This window comes from Psychrobacter sp. Sarcosine-02u-2 (assembly GCF_002836335.1).
In the GTDB taxonomy this organism is placed as follows: domain Bacteria; phylum Pseudomonadota; class Gammaproteobacteria; order Pseudomonadales; family Moraxellaceae; genus Psychrobacter; species Psychrobacter faecalis.
This window is the reverse complement of the sequence record NZ_PJBX01000152.1, coordinates 1-12,504: the sequence shown is the minus strand read 5'-3', so window position 1 is coordinate 12,504 and position 12,504 is coordinate 1. Positions and strand designations below refer to the sequence as shown.

The window sequence follows — 12,504 nt, the reverse complement described above, 5'->3', positions numbered from 1 at the left end:
TTTTCAGGTGTACTCACTGGTTTAGTATTACTGTAATATGTATATTGTTTTGATTAACTATAAAAACCAAAGGGGGCTGAGCTATGCTGAAGAAACCGTAGAGGTAAACTTGGTAAACTAAGCGTATTAATCGGAGCTTACCAGAAACAAGAAAACTACCTCCTAGAGCCGAATTTAAAGCTGAAGCTGTCAAGAAGGTTGCGGGAGGGTATAACTAGGACTAGCTGTCAATCAGTGCCCAAGCTTATAAAACAATCTCATAATTTGTACTACGCCCTGAAGCAGCGGACTTCTCTAACATTCCTTTTTCTATCAAATCATTGATATCTCGAAGTGCGGTATCAATCGAGCACTTATTAATAGTCGCCCATTTTTTAGTGGTCAACTTGCCGTAAAAGTCACTCATCAAACTATTAAGCATCTTAATCTGTCTATCATTTAACGCATGATGTCGATGCATCTGCCAAAAGCTGGCTTTATCCATAATTTTATCGGTGGTCGCTTGAGCTGCAAGTAAAGCGTCTTTCAGCGTTTCTAAAAACCAAACCAGCCACAAAGTAATATCGCGATCGCCTTTTTGTGTACGTTCCAACACCTTATAATAATCATTGCGCCGATTTAGAATTTGCGCGGACATACTATAAAAGCGCTGAGCGCTACCATCACTTTTTGCTAGCATTCGCTCCGTGATTGCTCTTGTCAGCCGTCCATTACCATCATCGAAAGGATGCAACGTCACAAACCATAAATGCGCGATACCCGCTTTAATGACCAAATCTAAATTATCTTGCTGGCTAGACGGCATATTAAGCCACTGTAAAAAAAGATCCAACTCATCAAAAATCCTGTCTGCATGAGGAGCAACAAAATGCACTCGCTCTCGGCCATAGCCTCCTGAAACTACTTGCATAGCGCCTTGACTATCATCCCGAAGCTTGCCAACTTTAATACGATAAAGCCCGCTATAGCCTTCTGGGAACAGCGCTCGATGCCAACCGAGCAAATCTTCTAACAATAAGGGCTTTTGATAGTGGAATGTTGCATCTAGCATCATCTCAACCACTGCATCAATTTCTCGTGAGGCTGCAGGCATATTATGGTCATCAACCCCTAAATGCCGAGCAACAGAGGATCTTACTTGATCTGTTTTTAAAATTTCACCTTCGATCTCAGATGTTTTAACGATTTCAAGAGTAACGGCGTCTAACTGAGCTTCAACATTTAAATCAAATCCTAGTGTCAGCAATTTTCCGAGAAGCTGACCTTGAAGCAATCGCACTTGGCTTACCAGCGGCAACAGTTTTTTATCTGACCATTGCCAATCTGTCCAATTGGGGTGTTCATGAATATAAGTAACGTGTTTCATAATAAGACCAAAACCTGCAGAAGTTAGAGGGCTATTCTCCTTATATTATGCAGAGATTAAACTTAATAAACAAGGAAAGTCATCGCCGAAATGATGAGTTAAACCTAGCCTTTTTAGTAAAAAGGACAGAAAAAGTGGAGAAAATATAGGTAATTAGCTCAAAAAACCGAGGAGGGAGTGGAGGTAAAAACACTATAATTTTATAGTGCCTATTTACGAAATAAATCTAATATGATTTTAAATAACTTTGCGTTTTCGTGAAGTTAAAAATCGCTGTAGGCATTATAAATAAAGGGATGTAATATAAGATACATTTATGGGTTTTGGTTGACCTACCTTGACATGGTAGAGGTCGCTAGTTCGAATCTAGTTACGCCTACCAGATTCGAAAGCCCCAATCATAAAGATTGGGGCTTTTTTTATGCCCGTTTTATAAGGGCTGTAGCGCAAATCGAAATTATACATTAGTTAAAAACTCTGTTTTTCTATTCGCAAGTAAACTCTATTAAAAATCCTGTGTGCCTAAAATGTGCCCAAGGCGTGCCTAACGTATTTTTGGCTCGTTAAATAATGGAGCTTTTTGACCTCAACCTTAAATACTATCAATGTTTGTAGTTTACATGTTTTGAAAGTCTATATTAGCGAAAGCCCGAATCATCACGTGATTTGGGTTTTTTAATGTCTAACACATATGATAAATCGTATCTAAATCTGCAGTTAACTATACAGCCTAAGCTTATGATTAATTTTTCTTAGAGTCTAGCGCTTGTACATTCTCCGCATCGGAGCTAGCAACATATTCAAAGATATCTCCAACCTCAACTTCTAAGAACTCACACAGCTTATCAATGGTATCAAAATCAATTCTTGATGATTGGTCGTTATATATTTTATGTAACGTCGTTTTGCTGATTCCTGTAGAGCGTACGGCATCCGCTACCTTTAATCTTCTTTCGGCTAACAAAGTCGGTAAATGATTAACTATCACATTAAAACTCCAATCTTAGTTGTAAAAAGTACTTACATAGTTATAAAAATATGTTAAATTACAACTATGATGTTCAAAAGTACCATTATGATTAAACTTTACATAAGGAATGTATTATGTCACACACTTACCTGACAACCCAAGAGCTTTCTGAGCGTATCAAATACAATCCGCGCACGATCCGTAGTGAGCTTAAGGATAGCGTACTTATTGAGGGCATTCATTACATACGTCCTTTTGGTGGTCGCAAGATTTTATACGTTTGGGAAGAAATTGAAAAAGACATGCGCACTGGTATCACTGGTAGCATCAATGAGCTATGCTGAAGAAACCGTAGAGCTAAACTTGGTAAACTAGGCGTATTAGTCGGAGCTTACCAGGAACAAGAAAACTACCTTCCAGAGCCGAATTTAACGATGAAGCTGTCAAGAAGGTTGCGGGAGGGTATAACTAGGACTCGCTCTCGGTCATAGCCTTCTGGGAACTGCGCTCGATGCCAACCGAGCAAATCTTCTAACAATAACGGCTTTTGATAGTGGAATGTTGCATCTAACATCATCTCAACCACTGCATCAATTTCTCGTGAGGCCGCAGGCATATTATGGTTATCAACCCCTAAATGCCGAGCAACAGAGGATCTTACTTGATCTGTTTTTAAAACCTCGCCTGCGATTTCAGATGTTTTAACGATTTCAAGAGTAACGGCGTCTAACTGAGCTTCAACATTTAAATCAAATCCTAGCGTCAGCAATCCTCCAAGAAGCTGACCCTGACGCAATCGCACTTGGCTCACCAGCGGCAACAGCTTTTTATCTGACCATTGCCAATTTATCCAATTTTAATGAGAAGGTAGGCGCTAATTTTCATAAAAAAATGGTGATCATACTTAAAGTATAACCACCACAGCAGAGTGTTTCAAAAACAGAATCGCTAAAAACTAAACAGCAGGCTTAAATTTTCTGCGATAGATACTGCGCAACACTGGCATAAACACCATCAAAATAGCCAATAACCATAACACCATAGTGATAGGGCTGCCCCACAGAATACTTAGCTCACCTTGAGAAATAGATAGCGCGCGTCTTAAATTGGATTCCATCAGCTCGCCCAAAACATAACCTAAAATAAGCGCTGATAATGGAAAGTTTAACTTACGTAAGAAATAACCGAACACCCCAAGTGCGACCATAAAGACCAAATCAAAAGTCGTACTATGGATTGAGTATACGCCAACAAAGCTGACCGCAGCAATTGCTGGTATTAAGATATAATTTGGCACATTTAGCAATTTTGCAAATAAGCCAACCAATGGAATATTCATTACCAGCAAAATAACGTTACAGATAAATAAAGAGGCAATCAGACCCCAAACGATATCAGGCTGCTCGGTAAATAACTGCGGGCCCGGAGTGATGTTGTACAAAGTTAGCGCACCCATCATAACCGCTGTAGTACCTGAACCTGGCACACCTAAAGTCAGCATAGGCACAAACGAGCCACAAGCTGAGGCATTATTCGCTGCCTCTGGCGATGCAACACCGCGCAGATCACCGTCACCAAACGTACCTTTGTCACCAGCGATTTTGCGTTCACTGGCATAAGTCATGGCACTCGCAATAGTAGCCCCTGCACCCGGTAAAATACCAACAACAAAGCCCATTAAACCACTACGTAACATCGCGCCTAAGGTAAACATAAACTCTTTAAGGTTTAATAAACTACGCTTACCTTGCTCAATTACCTTGTGTCCAGTAGTAGTTTTTTCGAGTAAGATTAAGATTTCACTGACACTGAAAAAACCAATCACAATAGTGGTGAATTGAATACCATCAGATAGGTTGACCGAATCAAAAGTAAAGCGGTAAATCCCTGTAACCGCATCGACACCAACCGTCGCTAAACCAAGACCGATTAGAGCGGCAATACCAGTTTTAATGGGTTGATCACCGACCAAACCGCTGAGACAGGTAATAGCAAATACCATCAATACAAAATATTCGGCGGGCCCAAATGAGATGGCCCACTTGGCTAATAACGGGGCAAATAAAACCACACCGATCGTGGCAATCGTCGCACCAACGAAGGAGCTGACGGCGGATAAAGAAAGTGCAATACCGGCCTTGCCTTGTTTGGCTAATGGATAACCATCTAATGTCGTCATAATAGCGCCAGCATCACCTGGCACGTTAATGAGAATGGCGGAGATACGACCACCATATTCACAACCAAGATAGACGGCGGCAAGTAAGATGAGCGCACTTTCTGGTGGTAATCCTAAAGCAAAGGCGAAAGGCAGTAATATCGCCACACCGTTAATAGGACCAAGTCCAGGCAACATACCGACAATGGTACCCAAAAAAGCACCGATAAGTGCAATCAGTAAGTTCTCTGGGGTAGATGCAATAGCGAAACCGTGCATTAAAAATTCAAAAGTATCCATACTGGCTATCCTATTATCCCTGATAATAATCCAAGTGGTAATTTGACATCCAAAAGTATGTCAAATAAGACGTATAAGCCAATACTGATTAACACTGAAAAGATAAAGCTTTTAAGCGGGTTGCCAGCAAATAGTAAACCTACGGCAAAGGACATCAGAATGGTGGCAACAATAAAGCCCAGTACCTCAAAAATCAAACCATAGACGAGTAACGCAAGCGCACAGAGTACTAAGTTTCTAATAATTGGTTTGGTAAGCCCTAATTCTATCGGCTTGGTAAAGCTTGCTGGACGAAAAGCAACAACTAGCGCGCCAAATGCCAGCAATGAAAAGATTAAAATCGGGTAAGGGCGAGGGCCGATGGGATCATAGGCAATAGGAGCGACATAGCCAATGGCTAGGTATATTAAAAATAAGCTCACCAGTGCCATTAGCCCAGAAAACAGACGTTCCATAGTCATAATAGGACTCCTAGAATGTTAGGGCAAAAAGGCTGGCATCTCTATTTTCTGCCAGCCTTTTAAGAATACGATCAAACTTTAGTATTCAATCAATAACGTGATTGAACACCAAGCTCACTATTTGGCTTCAGCCTCAACAAGACCGTATTCAGCAGACAACTCACGAAGCTCACCCGTACGCTTATAAACATACTCTTGTAGCTCTTCACCGGTCATAGAGAATGGCAATAATTCTTGCTGTTCACGTAGCTCAGCAAATTTTGGATCGGCAAGCATCTTATCAAAGGCATCCTTCCACCAGTTATAAGCACTTGGGCTCACATCTGGACCCATGTAGTAACCACGAACGACCGGCCACGTGACATCATAGCCTTGCTCTTTAGCAGTAGGAATATCGCTCATAGTGCCATCCAACCTTTCATCGGCAAATACGGCTAGGACGCGCAATTTGCCAGCAGTGGTTTGCGGCATAAGCTCGGCAATGCCAGCACTAACGGCGGTGATGTGATTACCCATGACCGCTGTGATTGCTTCACCGCCACCTTCCATCGCCACATACGTCATGTCGTTAGGATTGACGCCAACGGCTTTGGCCAATATGGCAGTTTGCATCCAATCTTGACCACCGACACTACCGCCCGCGCCGAAGCTGACTGATTTTGGATGTGTTTTTAGAACCTTAACCAAATCATCTAAAGTTTTGATGTCTGAATCCGCATTGACGGCGACAGCGCCATAATCTGTGCCGACACCGGCTAGCCATTTCACATCTTTTTCAGTGAATTTACCAAATTTACCTTGTGATAAATTAAGAATAGAGCCGGTTGAGAAGGCAATAATGGCATCACCATTATCACGATCATTGGCAACGATTTTGTTATAAGCAACCGCACCAACCCCGCCTGGCATATAGGTCACGCGCATAGGATCTTTTAAGATGCCAGTGTCTTTCAAACCCGCTTGAGCAAGCTTACAAGTCAAGTCAAAGCCGCCGCCTGGCTTGGCAGGTGCGATACATTCAGGACGTGAAGGAGCAGTCAGCTCACTTGAGCCATCTGTCGCGGCTGCATCTGTACTGGTCGTTTCATTAGCGTTGTTACAGGCAGTCAAAGATAGAATAGATAGGCCAAGAGCCAGATAGGAAAGTTTTTTCACACGACACTCCTTGTGTGTATATTTGTACTAAAGTTTCAATAGAATTCTGATCGGCGCAACCCGTTATTAATGTTTGAAGCTACGATCAGACTAACGAAGTTACTGCATTTCATCAAAATATGTTTTTTTGTCACTGTATAAAAGTAACAGAATATTTTGTAAATGACAAGAAACATATGTATGTCTGTATGAATTTTATTATACTATAGAGACGCATAAGGGTATTGACTATTATTCTTATGCTTAGCTTTCAGTTATAAATAACAAACACTTTTATAGCTTTCTCTTATTTATAAGGCATTAAAAGATAAGTTGGATCACTAAGATTGCTATTATCCCAACACAGATGTCTAAGGGCACAGCTTTGAATAACAGAGCAGTAAAGAGCTTATTTTTTTCTATAACGACTTGAGAGGCGCCTAACATGAGACTACCACCTGATGAAAAAGGTGACAGTGATGAGCTTTGCGCGCCCACAACAATACAGGTAAAGAGTAATAAAGGACTTATGCCAGAGGCAACGGATAGGGGTAACACTATAGGAAACAAAGTAGGGGCGACGACGCCAAGTGTACTGGCAAATACGGACATGATTGCGCTGATAACGAAGACTAGCGTCGGTATCAACCAGATAGGGACGTTGGTACTGAGCCATTCGGTGAGCTCGTAAATGACCCCTACCTCTACACCGAGGCGAATCAACATACCGACACCGCAAATCATAATAAGCGTATTCCAAGGTATGAGTGCTATCACTGCTCTTTCGTCGCCTAACTTTAAAAATAGGCTGATTAAAGCAAAAATAACCGCGATAAAACCAATATCGATCCGAGCGTTCAAAAACTCAATCGCTGATACTTGCGGCATGAGTAGATTTAAAATAGGGACAATCAGCACAGTCGCCATCATGGTAAAAATCAGCATAATAGATTGTTTTTGCTTACTATCAAAAGGCTCTGGCATTGTCGTTTCAATCGAGATTTTGCTATTTTTGGCATTGAACACGCTATAGCCACCCAAGAGAATTACAGGTATGACAAAAGTAGCAGCGAAAACCCCTAAAACATAAGTAAAGCTATTATCATTGGCAACGCCTGCGCCGCGCATCAGCTCCCTAAAGATAACGCCGCTTTGTGAGGTAATAAAGTTAGCACCGGCGAGCGCACCATAATTGACAGATAAGGTGGCAATAACGATGTTTAAATTGGTACGTTTAGACAAAAGCAGAATCATCGGTGCCATTGTCGCCAAAACGGTGTAATAGCCTGCGCCTAAGCTTGCGACAACTGTAGCAACAAAAAAGATAATCAATGGCAAAAATGCTGGAAAATGACGACACCTATAGATTAAATGGTTCGATAGTTTTTCTAACGCACCGTTTGCGAGAGGGAAGTTATAAAAAAGCGTCACAGCAAAAATGACAAAGAAGATTTTTAGCGGCCATAGCTCAATAATCTCATAAGCCTTTAGCCCCATACCGAAACAACCAATCAGATACGAAAACGCAATAGCAAACAAGCCGATATTGATTTTGGTGGTATAGCCTAAAATAATGCATATTACGATGGCTGCGAGAATATAAAGTGTCACAACTGCCCCTTGATTTTAACGGTATGAATTCTATAAAAAGCCATAGCAGCTTTTATAGAGTAAAAAGCAGTACGCTAATATCGAAAAATAACTTTATAAACGATAAGTCAAATAAGCCTTAGCAGCGCCTCTAATTAAGTAGAATGATAGCAAAAAAACTCATATGAATTAGATAAGGTTGATAATAACAAGCGGATCAAAAATACCTATTAAAACGATTAGAATAGTCTTACTTTTACGGCAATAATGTCGCTTAAAAAAATCGAGTTATTAAAAATTTTCCATGACGGTGAAACAATGATAGACAATTTCAAAAACTTTAAAATGCCACGATATGAGCAGGTAAGATGGCACATACAAACCTTACTGACAGAGAGCAAGTGGGATGAAAACACACCTTTACCTAGCGAGCAAGAGTTTGCTGATAAATATCAGGTATCGGTAGGCACCGTGCGTAAAGCGGTTGAAAAACTGGTGGAGGAAGGGGTTTTAATAAAACAGCAGGGCAGAGGGACGTTTTTAAAGCGTCCAGATTTTAATAGCTCATTATTAAGATTTTTTAAATTTCGTGATAAAGAATCTGGTTATGTCACGCCAACAGGAATAATTAAAAAAATCTCAGTGATAGACGCGATTGATGATATTAACCAAAAATTAGATATAGATGAACATGAAGCGCTCATTTATATAGAGCGGGTTCGTATAGTCGAAGACAAAGTCTTACTGAGTGAAAAGATATGGCTTCCTAAAAGCTGTTACGAAGCCTTTGCCAACTTGGCGCCTGAAGATTTTGAGAATCTTCTTTATCCTTTTTATTATACAAAGTGTGGACAGTTTGTGTCGTCTGCCGTCGAGACGCTATTTTTTATAACCAATCATATAGACCCTTATTTAGGCAATAATAAACAAGAAAGTTTGGTTAAAGTATGCCGTATTGCCAAAAATTTAGAGGGTGACCCTATCGAGTATAGAGAGTCATATGGACTGGCAGGGAAATTTAGTTATGAAGTCAATATCATTTAATCATTATGATAGATCGTCAATAAAACCAAATGACTTATTAAAACAGCACATTGACGTTTCTTATTATCATTATCAGCCCACTAATAACCATGAGTATGAGTAGCATTATTCTAAACTGACTAATCGTCATTCCCGCTAAAAAATGCTTACCAATGATATTGCCGACGACCGCACCTAACCCTAGTACCAGTCCATATAGCCAAAGTCTGGCAGGGAATACGCCAAAGAAAGCGTAGCCGCCGATTTGCATGATACCCACAAAAAAGGAGTTGGCAGTTTTAGTAGCAATCAGGTTTTCTTTTTCTAGCCCAGCATTCATATAAAAAGGGTTGAGTATAGGTCCGAGACCACCGACCAAAGTACTCATAAAAGCAATGACAAAACCCAAAGGTATAAAGCCGAATTTTGGCATATCAAAGGTTTTATCGACTTTACCGAACCTATATTGGAAAATGGTCGATACCAAAAATACGCCAACCAATAACTGAATCCACCCTGCATCCAAGCGACTAAATACCAAGGCGGCAAGCCATGCCCCTACAATGGCACTAGGAACATAGTATCTGGTCAAGGACCAATCAATGTCATGCCAAAATAGATAGAGCCGTGAGGCATTGCTAATAAGCGTGGCCAAATTGATCACGGGAGGCGTAACGGCTGTTCCTATCATTGAAGAGGTGACAGGTATCAATAGCATGGCCCCGCCGCCGCCAGACACCGTAGAGATGATAAAAGCGACCATGCCAGCGACAAATAAGCCTGCCAAGTGCCAATTCGGGATGGTGTGCAATAGCTCTAAAACACTGGTCACTATAAAATCCTATTCCATCAAATTCTAAAGTATCTTAAATGACTGATAGTATGAGTAGTCGAAATGTTTAAACTAGTAATCTACTTTATTAAGGCCTCTAAAATGCAAATCGCGGCAATAGCCTGTAAAACTAATAATAGCTCAGTTCAAAATAACGGGTATTTAATGCTGTTTGAAAGAGACTTACATTATCTTTATCTTTGATAAAGTATGGTGGCACCAACGCTTGCTCATTGTTGTTCCGCTAGACCTGCTAGCCATTAAGCTTTGTTTGAGAGACGAACAAAGCTTAATGGCTAGGCAACATAGAAATGTTACTATAACTCTTAAAACTAATAACGATGGCAGTTATTTAATGCTGATTGTTTGCTAGCAGTCGTTTTTAGTATCCATTCATTTAAAACTAAAATAAACAGGAGCAAAACATGGGCTTATTGGTTGATGGTCAATGGCAGGATAAGTGGTATGACACCGAGGCGAGCGGTGGACGCTTCGTACGCGAAGATGCTGGTTTTAGAAACTGGGTAACAGCGGACGGTAGCGCAGGGCCAACCGGCGTGGGTGGCTTTAAAGCCGAAGCCAATCGCTATCATTTATATGTGTCGCTTGCTTGCCCGTGGGCGCACCGCACCACGATTTATCGCAAGCTCAAAGGCTTGGAAGATATGATTTCGCTGTCTGTTGTGCATCCGTTTATGGGCGATAAAGGTTGGACGTTTGCAGAAGGTGCTGGCGTGATTGCCGATCCGATTGTCAATGCCAGCTATTTGTATGAGGTGTATGTAGCGGCTAAGCCCAACTATACTGGGCGCGTGACCGTACCAATATTATGGGATAAAAAAACCAACACCATCGTTAGTAATGAATCGTCTGAGATTATTCGGATGTTAAATTCTGCTTTTGATGAAGCAGGGGCGACGGACGTTAATTTTTTACCAAAAGCGTTGCTCGCAGAAATCGATACGATTAATGAATTCGTGTATTCAGCGGTGAATAACGGCGTGTATAAAGCAGGGTTTGCCACAACCGAAGCTGCGTACAAAGAAGCGGTAGTGACGCTATTTGACGCGCTTGATACGTTAGAGGCACGTTTGGCTGACCAACGTTACTTGCTCGGTGATACGATTACTGAGGCCGATTGGCGCTTATTTACCACGCTAGTACGGTTCGATGCGGTATATGTTGGGCATTTTAAATGTAATATCCGCCGTATTGTTGATTATCCCAATCTTTGGGGTTATCTGCGTGATTTATATCAGGTGCCCGGTATCGCCGAGACGGTCAGTATCGAGCATATCAAGGCGCATTATTATACCAGTCACGCCAACATTAATCCCACGCGTATTATCCCTGTCGGTCCCGTGCTTGATTTTAACGAACCTCATGACCGTGCACGTTTCTAGCTTTTATTGAGCTTTTTAAATTAAGCTAATATTGAGCTTTTTAAATTAAGCTAAAAAAAACCGCGCTAGCTTGTATATAAGCTGGCGCGGTTCTTTGTATAAAACGATTTAATTTATATTAAGCGTTATTCAACTGACGAGCCGCTTCTAGGGCAAAATAAGTCAAAATCCCATCAGCGCCTGCACGGCGGAAACCAATCAAGGATTCCAAAATCACCGCATCGGTTAGCCAGCCGTTTTGAATAGCAGCCATATGCATGGCGTATTCACCAGACACTTGATACGCAAAGGTTGGTACGCCAAAGGTGTTTTTAACTTCACGAATTAGGTCTAAGTACGGCTGACCCGGTTTAATCATCACCATATCAGCCCCCTCATTGATATCCATGGCAACTTCGTGCAGCGCTTCGGCGCGGTTGCCAAAGTCCATCTGATATTGCTTTTTATGCCCACCTTTTAAGTTGCCGGCACTCCCAACGGCATCACGGAACGGACCGTAGTAAGCAGAAGCATATTTGGCAGAGTAGGCCATGATAGCGGTGTTGACAAAGCCTTCAGCTTCAAAGGCATCACGCATAGCTTTGATACGCCCATCCATCATATCACTTGGCGAGATGATATCAGCGCCTGCACGGGCATGTACAAGCGCTTGCTTGACCAAGACTTCGACCGTTTCATCATTGACCACATAGCCTGAGTCATCGAGCAGACCGTCTTGACCGTGAGAGGTATAAGGGTCTAGTGCCACATCAGTCATTACCACCATTTCTGGTACGGCATCTTTGACTGCTTTGACGGCGCGCGCGCTTAAGCCATTTTCATCATAAGCCGATTTGCCATCAGGCGTTTTTAATGAATTATCAATGACAGGAAAGATATCGATAGTGGTGACGCCCTCTGCTAATAATTCTTTGGCATAATTAATCAACAGATCAATCGATAGGCGCTCAACGCCGGGCATACTAGCTATGGCTTCGCGCTTGTTTTCGCCTTCTAAAACAAATACGGGTGCGATAAAGTGCTTAGGATGCAGCTCAACTTCACGAATCATCGCGCGGACGTTATCGTTATAACGCAAGCGACGCAAGCGGGTTTCAGGGAATTGACGGTTAAAAGTATAAGTCATGAGGTTTCCTTATTTGATTTTAAGCATGGTTATCTATCAGCTTTATGGAAACAGCTGTTTTAAGACTGGCTTTTATAAGATTGGTATCATTAAGAGAATAAAAAGGCCGTTGGTATAATGTTGTACGATAACTGGCACTAC

General features: G+C 41.6%; 12 protein-coding genes. 3 read left to right on the top strand and 9 right to left on the bottom strand.

Annotated elements, in window-relative coordinates; all coding sequences use genetic code 11:
• Positions 1–244 precede the first annotated feature (244 nt).
• Complete coding sequence (locus tag CXF58_RS06475; protein WP_102076935.1) at positions 245–1,366, bottom strand: Fic family protein; 1,122 nt, start codon at positions 1,364–1,366, stop codon at positions 245–247.
• Positions 1,367–2,108: 742 nt separating this feature from the next.
• Positions 2,109–2,354, bottom strand: a complete 246-nt coding sequence (locus CXF58_RS06465) for a helix-turn-helix domain-containing protein (protein WP_102076934.1) — start codon at positions 2,352–2,354, stop codon at positions 2,109–2,111.
• Positions 2,355–2,470: 116 nt separating this feature from the next.
• On the opposite strand from CXF58_RS06465, the gene CXF58_RS06460 reads away from it, so the two are divergent.
• Complete coding sequence (locus tag CXF58_RS06460; protein WP_102076933.1) at positions 2,471–2,680, top strand: hypothetical protein; 210 nt, start codon at positions 2,471–2,473, stop codon at positions 2,678–2,680.
• A gap of 65 nt (positions 2,681–2,745) precedes the next feature.
• On the opposite strand, the gene CXF58_RS06455 is transcribed toward CXF58_RS06460, so the two are convergent.
• The 5 genes from CXF58_RS06455 to CXF58_RS06435 form a co-directional block, all read right to left on the bottom strand.
• Complete coding sequence (locus CXF58_RS06455) at positions 2,746–3,186, bottom strand: DUF4172 domain-containing protein (RefSeq protein WP_228706556.1); 441 nt, start codon at positions 3,184–3,186, stop codon at positions 2,746–2,748.
• 105 nt (positions 3,187–3,291) lie between these two features.
• The gene (locus tag CXF58_RS06450) at positions 3,292–4,794 is read right to left on the bottom strand and encodes a tripartite tricarboxylate transporter permease (protein WP_102076932.1); all 1,503 of its coding nucleotides are present in this window, start codon (positions 4,792–4,794) and stop codon (positions 3,292–3,294) included.
• A 5-nt stretch (positions 4,795–4,799) separates the two neighbouring features.
• The gene (locus CXF58_RS06445) at positions 4,800–5,255 is read right to left on the bottom strand and encodes a tripartite tricarboxylate transporter TctB family protein (RefSeq protein ID WP_068406033.1); all 456 of its coding nucleotides are present in this window, start codon (positions 5,253–5,255) and stop codon (positions 4,800–4,802) included.
• 117 nt (positions 5,256–5,372) lie between these two features.
• On the bottom strand, positions 5,373–6,410 hold the full coding sequence (locus tag CXF58_RS06440) for a Bug family tripartite tricarboxylate transporter substrate binding protein (protein WP_102076931.1): 1,038 nt from the start codon (positions 6,408–6,410) through the stop codon (positions 5,373–5,375).
• Positions 6,411–6,710: 300 nt separating this feature from the next.
• Positions 6,711–8,000 (bottom strand): SLC13 family permease, encoded by a 1,290-nt coding sequence (locus CXF58_RS06435; RefSeq protein ID WP_102076930.1) that lies wholly within the window; start codon positions 7,998–8,000, stop codon positions 6,711–6,713.
• 297 nt (positions 8,001–8,297) lie between these two features.
• Between CXF58_RS06435 and CXF58_RS06430 the strand changes: the two genes are divergently transcribed.
• Positions 8,298–9,023, top strand: a complete 726-nt coding sequence (locus tag CXF58_RS06430; RefSeq protein ID WP_102076937.1) for a GntR family transcriptional regulator — start codon at positions 8,298–8,300, stop codon at positions 9,021–9,023.
• A gap of 37 nt (positions 9,024–9,060) precedes the next feature.
• Here the strand turns inward: CXF58_RS06430 and CXF58_RS06425 are convergent, their stop codons facing one another.
• Positions 9,061–9,834, bottom strand: coding sequence for a sulfite exporter TauE/SafE family protein (locus tag CXF58_RS06425; RefSeq protein WP_180952535.1), 774 nt, complete (start codon positions 9,832–9,834; stop codon positions 9,061–9,063).
• 425 nt (positions 9,835–10,259) lie between these two features.
• Between CXF58_RS06425 and CXF58_RS06420 the strand changes: the two genes are divergently transcribed.
• A complete protein-coding gene (locus CXF58_RS06420) occupies positions 10,260–11,237 on the top strand; it encodes a glutathione S-transferase family protein (RefSeq protein WP_102076929.1) in 978 nt (325 codons plus the stop codon).
• Positions 11,238–11,355: 118 nt separating this feature from the next.
• Here CXF58_RS06420 and hemB read toward each other — a convergent pair whose 3' ends face one another.
• Positions 11,356–12,363: a porphobilinogen synthase gene (hemB, locus tag CXF58_RS06415; protein WP_102076928.1), complete on the bottom strand. Its 1,008-nt coding sequence runs from the start codon at positions 12,361–12,363 to the stop codon at positions 11,356–11,358.
• Between the last annotated feature and the right edge of the window lie 141 nt (positions 12,364–12,504).